The organism is Shewanella sp. 10N.286.54.B9 (genome assembly GCF_041468565.1).
In the GTDB taxonomy this organism is placed as follows: domain Bacteria; phylum Pseudomonadota; class Gammaproteobacteria; order Enterobacterales; family Shewanellaceae; genus Shewanella.
This window is the reverse complement of the sequence record NZ_JBFRIY010000092.1, coordinates 1-18,160: the sequence shown is the minus strand read 5'-3', so window position 1 is coordinate 18,160 and position 18,160 is coordinate 1. Positions and strand designations below refer to the sequence as shown.

Sequence of the window (18,160 nt, the reverse complement as noted above, 5' to 3'; positions counted from 1 at the left end):
CGCACTTGGTTGCTCTACGGCTTCAACTAAGTTCCTTATATGGAGGGAACACCAAACTCTGTATGCAATAGGATTAGCCATGAAACAAAAGGCCTCAACAACATCTTCATTGGAGAATAAAAGCGTAAATACTTAGCAATTGGGTTTTAGCTTTAGCTATTTTCCCGTAAACGTCTGAGCTTAAAAATATTACCATGTACTCACAGAATCAGATCTCCCCCGTTGGAAATTTTGCTTTTTAAATTTCGCCGGGGCGCTGAGGGTTCGACTCATATGAAATCAAGAGTGGGGTACAAGCGCTTTACCCCTTGGCTCTACTCTCTGTTACAAGAATGGGCGAAGCGCCACGACTTTGATTTAGATTTGGTTTTGAATTAAAAATAATAGCCATTAGTAATGGTAGCTAACTAATTTTGGGGCAAAACCTAGTTACGAAACTAGCAGGAAACACCTATTCCCCATCGGAGTTGCCGAAGTACGTTGAAGAAATAACCGTAGTGCCCACACGGATGTGGGTATAGCTTTCGCGGGACAGGATGTCCCATCGGAAGCGTTAGGTGATTTCAAATAAGTACGAGGGAGACAATTTCGTCTGGGGCGCTGAGGGATTGTCAAGGGGCGCAAGCGCTTTGCCCCTTGGCTCTGGTGTGGGCGAAGCGCCACGACTTAGGTCAAGCGTAGCTTGATAAAATTAGTAGAGGGCCAACTCACTTTGGGGCAGAAGTAAGTTTCAAAAACTAACAGAATACTCTAACTCCCCATCGAAGTTGCCGAACTCATCGAAGACAAATCGCGTGAGTGAGGCATGGATGCCGAGTTAGCCTTAGGTGAGCCATGGATGGCGAATATAAGGCGATAACTATTTTCGAAAATGAATGAGGTTCAACAACTTCGTCGGGGTGGCAGGAGTGCTCCAAGAGGGGATTGCTGTTGATCCCCTTTTGGCCGAGTGTGAGCTGGAAGCTCACGACTTTGGTCAAGCGAAGCTTGATAAATAATAGAGCTGCATTCTTTTACTTTCAAAGTGAATACTGACTTGTGAGTCTCAACTAAAATCGCTAGCTTTAGTGTTTAAACCGAAAATAGATCCCATCGCAACTAGGATGCAACCGCTGGTTGACACAATGTCAGCTGCAGTTGATAGTATGCAACCATCTGATTTAATAGGCTTACGGCTAAATAACAGACCAAGGAATGACTCTTATGATTTTAGCAGACAAGATAATCAGATTAAGGAAACAGTGCGGCTGGTCGCAAGAAGATCTAGCCGAAAAGTTGAATGTCTCCAGGCAGTCAGTCTCGAAGTGGGAAAGTGCCAATAGCATACCTGACTTGAACCGCATCATAACACTGGCAGATATTTTTGAGGTCTCAACTGACTTTTTACTGAAAGATGAAACCGAAGTCAGTGACACTCTGCAAAGCGTATCTCAGACCAGTTTGGTCAGTCTAGAGCAAGCCTTAGCCTATACCGATAAAAAAGTAATAGTGTCTGATCTCATTACCAAGGGAGTGGTACTTTGTGTGTGTTCTGTTGTGCCACTGTTTTTCTTTTTAGCAATGGCAGAAACCCATCGCTTAGGAATGACTGGTGATATAGCGGCAGTGATGGGGGTTATCTCAATACTCATCATGGTGTCTATTGCTGTAAGCTTTTTTATTAAAATTAACCAATATGAAGCAGACTTTGCTGTCATTGATAATCAGCCTTTTGAGCTGGCTTATGGCGTACATGGGGTGATTAGCGAGAAGTTGCAAAAGTATAGACCTACCTACAACTTCAGGTTGTCTATCTCAATATTCTTGTTTATTTTCAGCTTCGTGCCTTTGATGACAATCAGTATGTTCTTTAATGGTTCTGCAATCGTTTTAATCATGCTGATTGTTATGATGCTTATGATTGCGGCGGGCATTTATATCATTTTATCTGTTAGTGCTAAATACATGGCTTACACTAATATTTTGAAAGAAAGCGGTTTAAAAACAGAGAAAAGCAGACGTGCTCAAAGAGCTGAAAAGTTAGCTGCATTTTATTGGCCACTATTGGTAGCAATATACCTGGGCTGGAGCCTGTGGACGATGGCGTGGGGCGTAACTTGGATTATTTGGCCTGTGGGCGCAGTATTGTTTATTGCTTTGGTTGGGCTAATGGAACTATTAAATAAAGATGATATGAATCGTGCAGATTTCTAAATATATTCTATGTTGTTTATAAAGTAATCTAGGCCGTTGCCCCTCTGAGTAGAGGGGCTGGTAATGTTACAGACTAACCAATCTCTACCACCGTTGACGTTACGCTGCCATCTCGCAAACGCGTCGTTAGCGTATCGCCGACAACCGTATCTTCAGCGGCCTGCACAACCTTACCTTTACCGTTTAGAGTAATACTATAACCGCGGCTCAATGTCGCCAGTGGGCTTACTGTATCGAGCTGCTGTGCGCGGTGGGCAACGCGCTGCTCGCTCATGGCAAGCTTGTCGGTGATAGCCGTTGTTAATTTTTCGGATAGATAACTCAAGCGCTGGCTTTCCAGTTCGAGTCGATGTTGTGGTGACTGGTTATCGAGTCTATTGGCGAGTTGCTGCTGCCTAAGCGTCATACTATGCAATTTGCTTTGTAGGGCTTTTTGCAGTCTGAGCTGCATCTCGTCAAAGGTTTGCTCATAGGTTTGTAAGCGTCGCTGTGGATCTTGTTTTTGTAGGCGATGTTCGCAGGCTTGCAGCTTATTTTGTTGCTTTAACTGGTAATGCTGCCAGCTTTGTTTTAAGCGCGACAATACAGCATTTAACTTCTGCGCTTTATTGTCGGCATCTTTCGATAATAATTCGGCTCCAGCTGATGGTGTTGGCGCACGTAGATCGGCAACATAATCACTAATGGTGGTGTCAACTTCATGGCCGACCGCAGATACCACTGGTATACCACTGTTATAGATTGTATGAGCTAAGCCTTCGTCATTAAAGCTCCATAAATCCTCAAGAGAACCGCCACCGCGGGTCACTAGCAGTACATCGACTTCGGCGCGGCTATTGGCTAAATTAATGGCATTACAGATACTAGCGGCTGCGTCAGTGCCTTGTACGGCTGTTGGATAGATGATGACTTCGATTGATGAGTCTCGGCGAGCGAGTACATGCAAGATATCGCGAATTGCCGCGCCAGTAGGTGAGGTCACCACGCCAATACGCTGAATATTGTCTGGTAGTGGACGTTTGGTGTCGGTGGCAAACATGCCTTCGGCAGCAAGCTTCATTTTCAGTGCTTCATATTGCTGAGCAAGCAAACCATCACCGGCTGGCAACATAGATTCAATTAATAGCTGATAGTCACCTCTAGGCTCGTAGACGCTAATATTACCCTTTACCAGCACTTGTTGACCGTTAACAGGTCTGAAAGTCACCGCTTGGTTGCGGCCTTTAAACATGGCGCAACGGATCTGGGAAAAATTATCTTTAAGAGTCAGATACCAATGGCCTGAACCTGGGGCGGCAAAATTTGAGATTTCAGCATTTAGCCAAATTCGACCTAGTTGCCCCTCGAGAAGTTGTCTGACTTCTCCATTGAGTCGAGAGACGGTGTAAACGTTGTTTTTTGAGGTTTTCATTATTTTTTTACACACAAATGCTAATTAATGCCTATTTTCCATTTACCAACCCAGATATGCAAGGTATAATCTCGCCGCAATATTTCACCTCTAAATCCTACTCTCTTGGGGAGATGTTGCATGTTAAGATTAAAGAAAGAAGCGCTAACGTTTGATGATGTGTTGCTAGTTCCAGCGCACTCCACCGTCCTCCCAAATACTGCCGTTCTCAAAACACGTCTAACAAATACGATAGAACTGAACACGCCTATAGTGTCTGCTGCGATGGATACCGTCACAGAAGCACGCTTAGCAATTGCGATTGCGCAAGAAGGCGGTTTAGGATTTATCCATAAAAATATGACGATTGAGCAACAGGCTGAAGAAGTTCGCAAAGTAAAAATTTACGAAGCGGGTATTGTTCAGCAGCCAGTGACTGTGACGCCGACCACCACGCTAGCCGATCTTAAAGTATTGACTGAAAAGAACGGTTTTGCAGGTTACCCTGTCGTTAATGAAGCACATGAACTTGTCGGTATTATTACCGGCCGTGACGTGCGTTTTGTTACTGATTGGAGCCGTACAGTTGATCAGGTGATGACGCCTAAAGAGCGACTCGTCACTGTACCTGAAGGCACTAAGCTTGATGAAGTGCAAACACTGATGCATTCTCACCGTGTTGAGAAAGTATTGGTTGTTGATGACAACTTTAAGCTTAAAGGTCTTATTACCGTTAAAGATTTCCAAAAAGCTGAGCGTAAGCCTAATGCATGTAAGGACGAACTAGGTCGTTTACGTGTTGGTGCTGCGGTTGGTGCCGGCCCTGGTAATGAAGAGCGTGTTGATGCGCTTGTGCTTGCTGGCGTTGATATCTTACTTATCGATTCATCTCACGGTCACTCTGAAGGCGTACTGCAGCGCATTCGTGATACCCGTGCTAAATACCCTGAACTACAAATCGTTGGTGGCAACGTCGCTACAGCTGAAGGTGCATTAGCCCTGGTTGAAGCTGGCGTGAACGCGGTTAAAGTCGGTATTGGTCCTGGTTCTATCTGTACCACTCGTATCGTGACTGGCGTAGGTGTACCGCAAATTACAGCAGTATCTGACGCAGCGACAGCCGTTAAGCATCTAAATATTCCTGTTATTGCTGATGGTGGTATTCGCTTCTCTGGTGACTTAGCAAAAGCACTTGCTGCTGGTGCATCATGCATCATGGCGGGTTCAATGTTTGCCGGTACTGATGAAGCGCCAGGCGAAACTGAACTTTATAATGGCCGTGCTTATAAGTCATACCGTGGAATGGGCTCATTGGGCGCAATGACACAAACACAAGGTTCGTCTGATCGTTACTTCCAAAGTGATAACGCCGCAGACAAGCTAGTACCTGAAGGTATTGAAGGTCGCGTTGCTTACAAAGGTAAGCTTAAAGAGATCATTCATCAGCACATGGGCGGTCTACGTTCATGCATGGGCCTAACAGGTTGTGCCACCATTAAAGAACTTAATGAGAAAGCTGAGTTTGTTAAAATCACCGCTGCTGGCATGGGCGAGTCTCATGTTCACGACGTGAAAATTAGCAAAGAAGCGCCGAACTACAGTTCAGGTTCTTAAAGTTTGCTAGGCGACCATGACGGTCGCCTTTTATTTAGCTGTGAACTGCTTTAGCTACTCATCGCTATATACGCAGCTCTGCAAGATTTTAGTTAAACAGAAATATAAAGATAAGGTACCCCATGAGCAACATTCATGAGCATAAGATCCTAATCCTAGATTTTGGATCGCAATACACCCAATTGATTGCCCGCCGTATTCGTGAAATCGGTGTTTATTGTGAACTTTGGGCTTGGGATGTTTCCGAAGAGCAAATTCGTGGTTTTGCACCAAACGGTATTATTTTAGCCGGTGGACCAGAAAGCGTGACTGCAGATAACTCTCCTCGCGCCCCTGAGTATGTATTTAGCGCTGGCGTACCAGTACTCGGCATTTGCTACGGCATGCAGACTATGTCTGAGCAGCTTGGTGGTAAAGTCATTCAAGGTGTTGGAGAAGGCGAGTTTGGTTACGCACAAGTAGAAGTACAAACTCAATCTGCACTATTTAAAGCGATTGAAGATGCAGTAAGCGAAACCGGAAAGCCTTTACTTGACGTTTGGATGAGTCATGGCGATAAAGTGTCGGAGATCCCTGAAGGTTTCGTGACTGTCGCTAACACTGAGACTTGTCCGTTCGCTGCAATGGCTAACGAAGACAAAAAATTCTATGGCGTTCAGTTCCATCCTGAGGTGACTCACACTCGCCAAGGTAAGCGCATGCTTGAGCATTTTGCGCTTGATATTTGTGGTTGTGATGCAAACTGGAAACCGTCTTCAATTATTGAAGATGCGGTAGAACGTTTAAAGAAACAGATTGGTGACGATGAAGTTATTCTTGGCCTATCTGGTGGTGTTGATTCATCTGTCGTTGCAATGCTGTTGCACCGTGCGATTGGCGATAAACTGACTTGTGTATTCGTTGATAACGGCCTGCTGCGTTTAAATGAAGCTCAACAAGTGATGGATATGTTTGGCGATCACTTCGGGCTCAACATTATCCACGTTGATGCCGAGAACCGTTTCCTTGATGCAATGGCCGGCGAAGCTGAACCAGAAGCTAAACGTAAGATCATTGGCCATGTCTTTGTTGAAATTTTCGATGAAGAGTCTAAGAAATGCAAAAATGCTAAATGGCTTGCCCAAGGCACTATCTATCCAGATGTGATTGAGTCTGCAGGTAGCGCAACGGGTAAAGCACACGTGATTAAATCACACCATAACGTTGGCGGCTTGCCAGATGATATGGAGCTGGGTCTGGTTGAGCCACTACGTGAACTGTTTAAAGATGAAGTGCGTAAAATTGGTTTAGAGCTAGGTCTACCGTATGACATGCTTTACCGCCATCCATTCCCAGGGCCTGGTCTTGGTGTGCGTGTACTTGGCGAAGTTAAGAAGGAATACTGTGATTTACTGCGTTTAGCCGATGCCATTTTCATCGAAGAGCTACACAAAGCTGACCTGTATAATAAAGTAAGCCAAGCGTTTACTGTGTTCTTACCTGTTCGTTCTGTGGGCGTAATGGGTGATGGCCGTAAATACGATTGGGTTGTCAGCTTACGTGCGGTAGAGACTATCGACTTTATGACGGCTCATTGGGCTCACCTGCCGTATGATTTCTTAGGGCGTGTATCTAATCGAATCATTAATGAAATTGACGGTATTTCGCGTGTTGTTTACGATATTTCAGGTAAGCCACCTGCAACTATCGAGTGGGAATAACCCATTTCAGCTAGCGAGCTATACTGGTTAATATAAAAGGTGCTTCGGCACCTTTTTTATTTTGCAGCACAATTGCTAGAATAGCGCCGATTTAATACATGTATCTGGAGAGTCGATTGCCAAGTCGCGACAACACACAACAAACTGCAGCACAGTTAGCACAAACCGAAGACGATAGCCGCTTTATGAAAATGGCGATGGAGATGGCGGCAAAAGCTGAAGAGAAAGGCGAAGTGCCTGTCGGCGCTGTTTTGGTTAAAGATGGTCAAGTAGTGAGCGCGGGTTTTAACTATAGCATTGGGTTACATGACCCAAGTGCACATGCTGAGATGCAGTGTATCCGCCAAGCAGGTCAATTGCTGGAAAATTACCGCCTATTAGATACCACTTTATATGTCACGTTAGAGCCATGTGCCATGTGTGCAGGGGCAATAGTTCACTCTAGAATTAGTCGATTGGTCTACGGTGCTAATGATGAGAAAACAGGAGCTGCCGGGACAGTGATTGATATTGTGCGCCACCCTGCGTTTAATCATCAGGTCGAGATCACTGCAGGGGTGAGAGAAGAAGCTTGTAGCGAACAGCTCAGTGCTTTTTTCAGACGCCGCAGAAAAGAGAAAAAAGCTGCTAAAGCGTTGGCCAAGCAAGAAGCGCAGCTACCTGCTAATAAGCGTTAATACTGTGTTTTTATCGCGCTCGATGAGGGTTAATCTGACGGACGAATAAAGACGAAGAACTGCTTTTGTCTATTGAGTGTTTTTAAATGGCGGGCTTTTAATTGTGTGCGGCGACGGGCCGCCATATTATTTACTGCTCTTTTTCTCATCATCTATCTCCTTTGTTTTTCTTCAGAGCAACTTACAGCAGTAAGATGAAATTAAAATGAATGGCATAAAATAAAATTTAGCCGCTCTACTGCGGTTGTGCTCCCTCCATCGTTTGATTGCTGTTGTCTGCTGTTTGGGTCTGCTCTTCTTTTAGCTCAATGAGCATATTTTGGTTATCAATCCACACTAGCGTATCGTAGTAACGGCGAATACTGTCAACATAGTGCACCGCTTCATTGCCGCGGGCATAGCCGTATCGAGTCTTTTTGTAATGTTTTCTTTTTTGCAGCAGTGGTAATACTTCTTTAATATCTCGCCAAGCACTAGGATTAAGCCCCATAGATTGCGCCAGTTTTCTTGCATCTTCAACATGACCAAAGCCGATATTGTAGGAGGCGAGGGCGAACCACATTCTTTGGCTTTCGGGTATAGATGCTGGCAGTCGCTCAAGCATACTGTTGAGGTACTTAGCTCCGCCTTGAATGCTCTGGTACGGATCGAGTCTATTCTTAATACCGACTTGTTTGGCAGTTGGCAGGGTTAGCATCATCAGTCCACGCACTCCCGTTGGAGAGCGGGCATTAGGGTTCCAGTGCGACTCTTGATAAGCGGTGGCAGCGAGTTTGCGCCAGTCGATATCCCCTGCATACTTTTCAAACGTTTGTTGGTACTTAGGTAGCTTATTATCGATAGCACGGATAAAGGCACGAGTATCGACATAGTCAAAACGTTTAACGTGGGCAAAGTATTTTTCATTTAAATGGGCAAGGGTACCGCGGCGCTTTTCTATGTGCCAAAAAGCGAGCAATTTACTCATTAATAGATCGCTATTGTTAGGCGGCAATAACCAAACCACTGGTTGTTTTTCTTTAAGGATTGGGCCTTCACGTAGTTCAGGCATAAAGCGCCTGTTAATATCTAAACTGGTTGAGTCGGCGATGGTATAGCGCAGATCGCCACTGGCTATCATTGCCAGCAACTCTTCAGAGTCTTTATCTTTTTCCTGTTTCCACATTAAGTTTGGGTTCGACTTTTGTAGATCACTCAATGTGTCAACAAAGGAGGAGTCGGTAATAACAGTAATATCACCCTCAAGGTTATTAATATCTTTTGGAAGCGGTGTACCTTGGCGATATACTAATACTTGGTTGACCCGATAGAGCGGAGGGCCAACTCTAAACTGCTCGCGTCTGGACGGAGTATCAGCCAGACCTGCAGCTAATATGTCTACTTTGCCTGATCTTAGTGCGTTGTATAGCTCGCTAATATTGGCAAACGGTTTCATCTTCAACTCAAGGTTGAGGTACTTGGCAAATTTAGAGGCCATCTCATAATCGTAACCAGATTCGCCCTGACCGGCACTAAAATAGATTTGTGGGCCAAATAAGGTGCCGACAACTAACTCTGTTTTTGGCTCAATGACGGCAACTTGCTTTTGTTCCACGACCACCTTCTGGCAGGCAGCCAGTAAGGTAATACAGCAGAAAATTAAGCAAAGATTTCTCATCATTGTTATTAGTTAGCGCCTAAATTATAAGGAAATTGTGCTTGATTATATCACAGTATTAAAAGGTGTATGAAAACAGGTGTTTTGCATCAGTACTATTGATATTAGTATGACTCCAAATCGAAATTTTGCTTGAAATATCGACGTCATTTCTACAAAAAATAAGCTGCGCTTTTTTCTATACAGGAAACACTGTTTTGTATAGCGACTGCTAATGATTTGTGGCAAACATTTCCCTATAATAGCGCCAGATCTGACCCTGCAATTATAATTTATAAGGTGAAAAGACGTGATGGAGATCATCCGCGGAGCCCCTGCACTTTCGGCGTTTAGAGTACAGAAGCTGATGGAAGCTTGTGAGTCGGCAGCACTACCAGTGCGCCAAATCTATGCCGAGTTTATCCACTTAGCTGATTTGAGAGAATCGCTAGAAGAAAATGAAAGTCAACAGCTTGAAAAAATCTTAACCTACGGCCCTGCTATTGAAGCACACCAGCCTGAAGGTCAGCTCCATTTTGTCACGCCCCGCCCCGGTACAATTTCTCCTTGGTCTTCTAAAGCAACCGATATCGCCCACAACTGTGGTCTCGATAAAGTCGTGCGCTTAGAGCGTGGTATTGCCTACTACGTCATTGCTGATGAGTTAACTGCTGCGCAAACCAAGTCGCTACTGGAACTATTACATGACCGCATGGTTGAAGTGGTTGTTAATGACTTCAATGCGGCCGATGTACTGTTTGCTCGCACTGAACCTGCAAAGTTTAAAAGCGTCGATATTCTAGGGCAAGGGCGCAGTGCGCTTGAGCAAGCGAATACCACCTTAGGGCTCGCACTTGCTGAAGATGAGATTGACTACTTAGTTGAGAACTTCAAGAAGCTAGAGCGTAACCCAAATGATGTTGAGTTAATGATGTTTGCTCAAGCAAACTCTGAGCATTGTCGTCATAAGATCTTTAACGCTGATTGGACAATTGATGGCGAAGTTCAGCCAAAGTCATTGTTCAAAATGATTAAGAACACTTTTGAAACCACCCCTGAAAACGTGCTTTCTGCTTACAAAGATAACGCCGCAGTAATGACAGGTTCTACTGCAGGTCGATTCTTCCCTAAGCAAGATGGTGTATATGGCTACCACACCGAGCCAATGCATATCTTGATGAAAGTAGAAACCCATAACCACCCAACTGCAATTAGCCCATATCCAGGTGCTGCAACGGGCAGTGGTGGCGAAATTCGTGATGAAGGTGCAACAGGTCGTGGTTCTAAGCCAAAAGCGGGTTTAACTGGATTTAGCGTTTCAAACCTTAAAATCCCTGGCTTTGTTCAGCCATGGGAAGCGGATTACGGTAAACCAGACCGCATCGTTACCGCACTGGATATCATGACAGAAGGCCCACTGGGTGGCGCTGCATTTAACAATGAGTTCGGTCGTCCAGCACTTGTGGGTTACTTCCGTACTTACGAGCAGGAAGTGAACAGCCATAATGGTGTTGAGGTGCGTGGTTATCACAAGCCTATTATGCTTGCCGGTGGTTTAGGTAACATTCGCGAAGAGCATGTTCAAAAAGGCGAAATCACTGTTGGTGCCAAATTGGTTGTACTTGGTGGCCCTGCAATGAATATCGGCCTTGGTGGCGGCGCGGCGTCTTCGATGACATCTGGCCAATCAAGCGAAGATTTAGATTTTGCTTCAGTACAGCGTGAAAACCCAGAGATGGAGCGTCGCTGTCAGGAAGTTATCGACCGTTGTTGGCAGATGGGTGATGCAAACCCAATCCAGTTTATCCACGATGTAGGTGCAGGCGGTTTGTCGAACGCTTTCCCTGAGTTGGTGGATGATGGCGGACGTGGCGGTAACTTTGAGCTGCGTAAAGTGCCTTCTGATGAGCCAGGTATGAGCCCATTAGAGATCTGGTGTAATGAATCGCAAGAGCGTTATGTGATGTCAATTGCGCCGGAAAATATTGAGCTATTTACTCAAATTTGTCAGCGTGAACGCGCACCATTTGCAGTGGTAGGTATCGCAACCGAAGAGCGCGAGTTAATCCTTAGCGATGAACATTTCGAAAACCACCCAATTGAGCTTCCTTTAGATGTGCTATTAGGTAAAGCACCTAAGATGAGCCGAGACGTTGTGAGCGCCAAAGCTAACTCAGCGGCATTGGATCAAAGTGGTATTGCAGTCAAAGAAGCGGCGCATCGTTTACTTCGCTTACCCACCATTGCAGAAAAGACCTTCCTTATCACTATTGGTGATAGAACCGTTACCGGCCTAGTTAACCGCGATCAAATGGTTGGCCCTTGGCAGGTACCAGTAGCAGATTGTGCGGTAACCGCTGCAAGTTACGATTCATATGTCGGTGAAGCGATGTCGATAGGTGAGCGTACACCGCTGGCACTACTCGATTTTGGCGCATCTGCACGCATGGCAGTTGCTGAGTCAATTTTAAATATCGCTGGTACTGATATCGGTTCATTCAAGCGTATTAAGCTTTCTGCTAACTGGATGTCGCCTGCAGGTCACCCTGGTGAAGATGCGGGTCTTTATGAAGCGGTTAAAGCGATTGGCGAAGAGCTTTGTCCTGATCTATCGCTAACGATTCCAGTTGGTAAAGACTCAATGTCGATGAAGACGGCATGGGAAGATAACGGCGTACAAAAAGCCGTAACTTCGCCAATGTCTTTAGTGATTACCGCTTTTGGTGTGGTGCAAGATGTTCGCAATACCGTCACGCCAGAACTGCGCACTGATAAAGGTGACACTGAGTTGTTGCTGCTTGATCTTGGTCTTGGCAAGAATCGTTTAGGCGGTTCTTGTTTAGCACAGGTTTACAGTGAGCTGGGCGATACCGCTCCAGATCTTGATAACTCAGCTACGTTGAAAGGCTTCTTTGAAGTGATTCAGCCATTAGTGGCTGATAAGTCAATAATTGCTTACCACGATAGAAGTGACGGTGGCTTATATACCACACTGGTTGAGATGGCATTTGCCGGTCACACTGGCTTAAATGTTGATTTGAGCGCGTTAACGGGCACTGATGTGGAGCGTTTGTTTAACGAAGAGCTTGGTGCAGTCATCCAGGTTCGTCGTGAAGACTCTGCAGCCATTAGCGCGAAGTTTAGTGCTGCCGGTGTACCTTGTCATAAGGTTGCTGAGCTCAACGATGCAGATCAAATCGCTATCTTTGATGGTGAGCGTGAAGTGTTAACGGAAACACGTACTTCATTGCGTACTATTTGGGCTGAAACTACGTACCGCATGCAGTCACTGCGTGACAACCCTGAGTGTGCTAAAGAGGAGCATGCGCTTAAGCAAGACGCTAATGACTTAGGTCTTACCGTTGATTTGAGCTTTGATCCAAGTGAAGATGTCGCTGCGCCATTTATCTTAAAAGGTGCTGCACCTAAGATGGCTATTTTGCGTGAGCAAGGGGTTAACTCGCATATTGAAATGGCGGCAGCATTTGACCGTGCAGGCTTTGAGTCTAAAGATGTGCACATGAGTGATATTCTGAGTGGCCGGATCAGCTTAGAAGAGTTCCAAGGTCTAGTGGCTTGTGGTGGCTTCTCATACGGTGACGTACTGGGCGCGGGGGAAGGTTGGGCGAAGTCCATCTTGTTTAATGCGCGTGCTCGTGAGCAGTTTAGTCAGTTCTTTGAACGTGATGATAGCTTCTCGTTAGGTGTATGTAACGGTTGTCAGATGCTGTCTAATTTAAAAGATATCATTCCTGGCACTGATTTGTGGCCACACTTTGTACGTAACCGTTCTGAGCGTTTTGAAGCACGCTTTAGCTTGGTTGAAGTACAAAAGAGTCCATCATTATTCTTCCAAGGTATGGAAGGCTCGCGGATGCCAATTGCCGTATCTCACGGCGAAGGGCGTGCTGAGTTTGCATCTCCTGAAGCATTAGCAGCAGCTGAAGCGTCAGGGACAGTTGCACTGCGTTATGTTGACGGAAATGGTCAAATAGCCACTCAGTACCCACAAAACCCTAACGGTTCGCCAAATGCGATCACTGCATTGAGTTCTACCGATGGTCGTGTAACGATCATGATGCCGCATCCAGAGCGTGTATTTAGAACGGTTGCTAACTCATGGCACCCTGATTCATGGGGTGAAGATAGCCCATGGATGAGAATGTTCCGTAATGTTAGAAAATCAATTGGTTAATTAGTATTAGCGTATAAACGCGCTAGCATTAACGATGAAAAAGCCCCTAAATATTTAGGGGCTTTTTTTATGGCAAAAATTTGACTAGATAAAAGTAAGGATTAACAGGCGATTAGTGTAACTTTAGCGATTTATTTAATGCTAATTCAACGGGTTTTGTAGCGATAAGATTAAGTCGACGGGTTAAGTTTAGTTATAGTAAGTTACTGATCGGAAGCAGCTGAAAAGGAGATTGAGTAGGGCAGTTAATTTTTTCCATAAAAAAGCCCCCCTTATCGCTAAGGAGGGCCGCTTTGCGCTAACAAAACTTCAAGAATTAATCTTGCAAAGATAGCTTAGTTTAAAGCTCTCTTGAGGTATAAAGCTCAACGAAAACACGCTGGTAGCTGCTAACTAGACGCTCAAAAAATGTATTCATAATGGTAACTCCACGTTTAAGTATTGATGATAAGCGGAGTCAGTCTTTCCGGGCTACTTCACCGGGTTAACTTGACCGTCTCCTTAACTTGGTGCTCATTTTAGGTTAGCGCATTATTTATATCAAACGAGAAAAAATACTAACTAAGATTAGTTTTTATAATGCTTTGTTGGTGTTTATTTTAGTATTTCTCTGCTGTTGTTATTTTAAGTGGTTGTATTTGTGGTGTATTACTGTCTGGTGCTACTTTCTTGTTGTTTCCTAGGGTTAAATAATCTGACTCTTAATATGATAATAATTTGTTAAAGTTGGCTTTGGTGATTATTTTTGTTGAAAAGGCCTAAAAATAACTGTCTACATTCCTTTTAGTGTTCGCCTATCATGGGTTTGATGTACTGTCAATGCTGGGGTGGGTGGATTTGTGTGCTCCCCCTCAAAATCCACGCAAAGCAAATGCATTGATTGATTTGAATCAATTTTGAATGGTATAAATTCACTACTGAAAGCACTCGTTATGCATTGCAAGTAACTGATATTACTTATTTGTTATCAAAATACTTGCTTAAATGGGATGAAGGTCACGATAACCACCTTTATTGCGATGTTACGCTGCAGCTTGTCAGTGTTTTTGGCTTTAAATTACACAAATTATGAATTAAACAACGAAACGCAGCCAAGTGGGCCTTTTTGAAGAAGAGTGCCTAAGTGTCTGCATTAATATTCCTATATAGGCAGTTATGATTGTTGATGGGGATCTAACAATAATAATTGGACGCACCACCTAAGGAGTCACAAATGATTTTAGAAGAGGTTGTTGAGCTGTCGCGCTTTCAGTTTGCGATGACGGCCATGTATCACTTCCTATTTGTTCCCTTGACCTTGGGGTTAGCATTCTTGCTAGCCATTATGGAATCACTTTATGTGATGACCAATAAGCAGATCTATAAAGATATGACCAAGTTCTGGGGTAAGTTATTCGGTATCAACTTTGCACTAGGCGTAGCAACAGGTTTGGCGATGGAGTTCCAGTTCGGTACGAACTGGTCTTACTATTCGCATTACGTCGGTGACATTTTTGGTGCACCGCTAGCTATTGAAGGCCTGATGGCTTTCTTCCTCGAATCGACATTAGTCGGTATGTTCTTCTTTGGTTGGGATCGCTTTAGCAAACGCCAACATCTTGCTGTAACTTGGTTAGTCGCTCTAGGCTCAAACATGTCAGCATTATGGATCTTGGTTGCTAACGGTTGGATGCAAAACCCTGTTGGGTCGGTATTCAATTACGAAACCATGCGTATGGAGATGACCAGCTTTGCTGAAGTGATATTTAACCCTGTAGCGCAGGTGAAGTTTGTTCACACTGTTGCATCAGGTTATGTTGCTGGCGCAATGTTCGTGTTATCGATTAGTGCTTACTACATCTTGAAGAAGCGTGACCTGCCTTTTGCTCGTCGCTCATTTGCTATTGCTGCAAGCTTCGGTATGGCTTCTATCCTTTCGGTTATCGTACTGGGTGATGAATCAGGCTATAAGGTCGGTGAAGTGCAACGTGTTAAACTCGCTGCAATTGAAGCTGAGTGGCACACTGAGCCAGCACCAGCTGCATTTACAGCGGTAGGTTTCCCTAATCAAGAAACCCAGCACACAGATTACGCAATCAAAATTCCGTACGCGATGGGGATCATTGCCACTCGTTCACTTGACGAGCAAGTTACCGGTATTAAAGATCTAATTGCTGAGCACGAAGTGCGAATTCGTAACGGCATGGTGGCATACGGCCTGCTTGAACAGCTTCGCGCTGGTAATGAAACACCTGAAGTCAGAGCTGCATTTGAAGAATCAAAAGTGGATCTTGGTTATGGTCTATTGCTGAAGCGTTATACCGATAAAGTGGTTGATGCAACGGATGAACAGATCAAGGCCGCCGCTGATGACTCTATTCCAAACGTAGCACCTATGTTCTGGACATTCCGTGTCATGGTTGGCGCAGGTATGATTATGTTGTTAGTGTTTGCTGCTGCATTCTGGCAAAGCACGCGTCATCAAATCGAAGAGAAGAAGTGGGTACTAAAAGCGGCGCTTTATAGTCTACCTCTACCATGGATAGCCATTGAGTGTGGTTGGTTCGTCGCCGAATATGGCCGTCAACCGTGGACGATTTCTGAAGTATTACCGACCTTTATGTCAGCTTCTAGCTTGTCAGTTAATGACCTATTGTTCAGTATCATTTCGATTACCGCCTTCTATTCAATCTTACTCGTGATTGAGCTTTATCTAATGATTAAGTTTGCTCGCAAAGGGCCAAGTTGCTTGAAGACCGGTCGTTATCACTTTGAAAAGCTTGATGCCTAAACTGGAGATCTGATTATGTTTGATTATGAAATGTTAAGATTCATCTGGTGGGCACTGATTGGCGTGTTGTTCATCGGTTTTGCTGTCACTGACGGCTTTGATATGGGCGTTGGCGCGTTGTTACCTATTATCGGTAAAGACGATACTGACCGCCGTATCATGATTAACTCTATCGCCCCTCACTGGGACGGTAACCAAGTGTGGTTGATCACTGCTGGTGGCGCATTGTTCGCTGCATGGCCTATGGTCTACGGCGTGTCTTTCTCAGGTTTTTACGTCGCAATGATGTTAGTTCTATTTGCGTTGTTCCTAAGACCTGTAGGTTTTGACTACCGTTCTAAGATTGAAGATCCAAGATGGCGTAAGTCTTGGGACTGGGCGTTATTTGTAGGTGGTTTTGTACCACCGCTAATTATCGGTGTGGCTTTTGGTAACTTATTGCAAGGGGTTCCGTTTAACTTTGATGAGTACCTTAGAGCGACGTACCATGGTGGCTTCTTTGGTCTATTGAATCCATTTGGTCTGTTAGCAGGTTTGGTCTGTGTCAGCATGTTTATGTTGCAAGGTTCTACTTGGTTACAAATGAAGACAGAAGGTGAGCTTCGAGTTCGTGCCACTAAGATGTCGCAGTTGTTGTCAGTGTTGCTGTTTGTATTCTTTGGCGCCGCAGGCGTATGGCTAATCAATGGTATTGATGGTTATGTGATTACTTCTGCAATCGATACCGCTGGCATATCGGACCCAACATTGAAGACTGTTGCCGTAGAAGCCGGTGCATGGCTTGTAAACTACGATAAGTACCCGGTGACGATGTTGTTCCCTGTACTTGGACTATTAATGCCTATCTTGGTATTGCTATCAAGTCGTATGAATCGCTCTGGTTTTGCGTTCTTGTTTAGCTCTTTAGGCATTGCGGCTGTTATCTTAACGTGTGGCGCAGCAATGTTCCCATTTGTTATGCCATCTTCATTAGAGCCAAACGTGAGTTTGACTATGTGGGATGCTACCGCAAGTGAAGTATCACTAACGGTCATGACTTGGGCTGCAATCATCTTTGTACCGATTGTATTGAGCTATACAGTGTATACTTACTTGAAAATGTTTGGTCGCTTATCGCGTCAGTTCATTGAAAAGAATAAGACCTCACTTTACTAATAGGAGCCTAGATTATGTGGTATTTTGCTTGGATTTTAGGCGTATTGTTAGCCTGTTCTTTCGGTATTATTAATGCTCTTTGGTTAGAAAATACTGAAAATATGGACCGTGAAACTGAGACTGAAGATTAATATCTAACTCAATGACGCACAGTAAAAGCCCCGCAATTGCGGGGCTTTTTGTTTGTTATGCTTGTCCCGTCCTGAGATAAGTTGACACTTTGGAGATTTATCTATGCAGTTAGAAACTGCTAAAACGTAAGGTCTGCAAAACGATCCCCATCGCTGAGATGAAGATGCCGAGATAAGTTAAGTACAGATGGCTTTTAGGTGAGAGTAACAGTGGTTTCATGGTACTGCTTAGTGTCTGTTTTAAGGGGATAAAGAACATCTTCGGCAATAAGCCTGCACAAAATAGCATGATAGAAGTGCCTATATAGATCAACAGGCTATCGAGTTTCAGATAAGCGTTGAGATAGTTATAACTTGCTGCGCTTGCAAGGATAAAGCTGGTGCCCCAGCAGAAGGTAGTTATTAATATCCCCGTGCTACCTGTAGATGCAGGATTCAGAGGCTTTGTGCCAGCCTACTTCGTTGTTGCAATAACTTAAAAGGGAATAACCATTTCGACGTTAATGCGCCTAGAATTGAACTGGCACAATGCCTCTGAAACGAGCATCTTTAAGTAGAACGGGTATATATCTTTAACATTCAAATCTGGCATTAACACTCCTTGTTAATCTATCGATTCGCTAAAGTTTGTTTTCTTTGGTTGAGTTAATCAGCTATAAGCGCATTTTTACATTAGCATTTCTAGGGGCTGTTGATCTT

Annotated in this window: 13 protein-coding genes; 9 read left to right on the top strand and 4 right to left on the bottom strand. The window is 44.5% G+C overall.

The window, feature by feature from the left end:
• Window positions 1-875 precede the first annotated feature (875 nt).
• Together AB4135_RS21675 and AB4135_RS21670 are read left to right on the top strand one after the other, a co-directional pair.
• The gene (locus AB4135_RS21675; protein WP_371995496.1) at window positions 876-998 is read left to right on the top strand and encodes a hypothetical protein; all 123 of its coding nucleotides are present in this window, start codon (window positions 876-878) and stop codon (window positions 996-998) included.
• 205 nt (window positions 999-1,203) lie between these two features.
• The gene (locus AB4135_RS21670; RefSeq protein WP_371995495.1) at window positions 1,204-2,193 is read left to right on the top strand and encodes a helix-turn-helix domain-containing protein; all 990 of its coding nucleotides are present in this window, start codon (window positions 1,204-1,206) and stop codon (window positions 2,191-2,193) included.
• Window positions 2,194-2,266: 73 nt separating this feature from the next.
• Here the strand turns inward: AB4135_RS21670 and xseA are convergent, their stop codons facing one another.
• A complete protein-coding gene (gene xseA, locus AB4135_RS21665) occupies window positions 2,267-3,604 on the bottom strand; it encodes an exodeoxyribonuclease VII large subunit (protein ID WP_371995494.1) in 1,338 nt (445 codons plus the stop codon).
• Window positions 3,605-3,724: 120 nt separating this feature from the next.
• Between xseA and guaB the strand changes: the two genes are divergently transcribed.
• The 3 genes from guaB to tadA all read left to right on the top strand — a co-directional run bounded on the left by guaB (window position 3,725) and on the right by tadA (window position 7,574).
• On the top strand, window positions 3,725-5,197 hold the full coding sequence (gene guaB, locus AB4135_RS21660) for an IMP dehydrogenase (RefSeq protein WP_371995493.1): 1,473 nt from the start codon (window positions 3,725-3,727) through the stop codon (window positions 5,195-5,197).
• Between the two features lie 122 nt (window positions 5,198-5,319).
• The gene (gene guaA / locus AB4135_RS21655; protein WP_371995492.1) at window positions 5,320-6,897 is read left to right on the top strand and encodes a glutamine-hydrolyzing GMP synthase; all 1,578 of its coding nucleotides are present in this window, start codon (window positions 5,320-5,322) and stop codon (window positions 6,895-6,897) included.
• A gap of 116 nt (window positions 6,898-7,013) precedes the next feature.
• Complete coding sequence (gene tadA, locus AB4135_RS21650) at window positions 7,014-7,574, top strand: tRNA adenosine(34) deaminase TadA (RefSeq protein WP_371995491.1); 561 nt, start codon at window positions 7,014-7,016, stop codon at window positions 7,572-7,574.
• 29 nt (window positions 7,575-7,603) lie between these two features.
• Here tadA and AB4135_RS21645 read toward each other — a convergent pair whose 3' ends face one another.
• A complete protein-coding gene (locus AB4135_RS21645; RefSeq protein ID WP_371995490.1) occupies window positions 7,604-7,726 on the bottom strand; it encodes a hypothetical protein in 123 nt (40 codons plus the stop codon).
• Window positions 7,727-7,809: 83 nt separating this feature from the next.
• Window positions 7,810-9,231 (bottom strand): membrane-bound lytic murein transglycosylase MltF, encoded by a 1,422-nt coding sequence (mltF, locus tag AB4135_RS21640; protein ID WP_371995498.1) that lies wholly within the window; start codon window positions 9,229-9,231, stop codon window positions 7,810-7,812.
• A gap of 292 nt (window positions 9,232-9,523) precedes the next feature.
• Here mltF and purL point away from each other — a divergent pair, with 292 nt between their 5' ends.
• From purL to cydX, 4 genes are all read left to right on the top strand, one after another.
• A complete protein-coding gene (gene purL / locus AB4135_RS21635; protein WP_371995497.1) occupies window positions 9,524-13,405 on the top strand; it encodes a phosphoribosylformylglycinamidine synthase in 3,882 nt (1,293 codons plus the stop codon).
• Between the two features lie 1,213 nt (window positions 13,406-14,618).
• Window positions 14,619-16,175, top strand: a complete 1,557-nt coding sequence (locus AB4135_RS21630) for a cytochrome ubiquinol oxidase subunit I (RefSeq protein ID WP_371995489.1) — start codon at window positions 14,619-14,621, stop codon at window positions 16,173-16,175.
• A gap of 15 nt (window positions 16,176-16,190) precedes the next feature.
• Window positions 16,191-17,330 carry a cytochrome d ubiquinol oxidase subunit II gene (gene cydB / locus AB4135_RS21625; RefSeq protein ID WP_371995488.1) on the top strand — a complete coding sequence of 380 codons (1,140 nt, stop codon included), beginning with the start codon at window positions 16,191-16,193 and terminating at the stop codon, window positions 17,328-17,330.
• Between the two features lie 14 nt (window positions 17,331-17,344).
• Window positions 17,345-17,461, top strand: coding sequence for a cytochrome bd-I oxidase subunit CydX (gene cydX, locus AB4135_RS21620; RefSeq protein WP_220737883.1), 117 nt, complete (start codon window positions 17,345-17,347; stop codon window positions 17,459-17,461).
• A 109-nt stretch (window positions 17,462-17,570) separates the two neighbouring features.
• On the opposite strand, the gene AB4135_RS21615 is transcribed toward cydX, so the two are convergent.
• A complete protein-coding gene (locus AB4135_RS21615; protein ID WP_371995487.1) occupies window positions 17,571-17,750 on the bottom strand; it encodes a hypothetical protein in 180 nt (59 codons plus the stop codon).
• Between the last annotated feature and the right edge of the window lie 410 nt (window positions 17,751-18,160).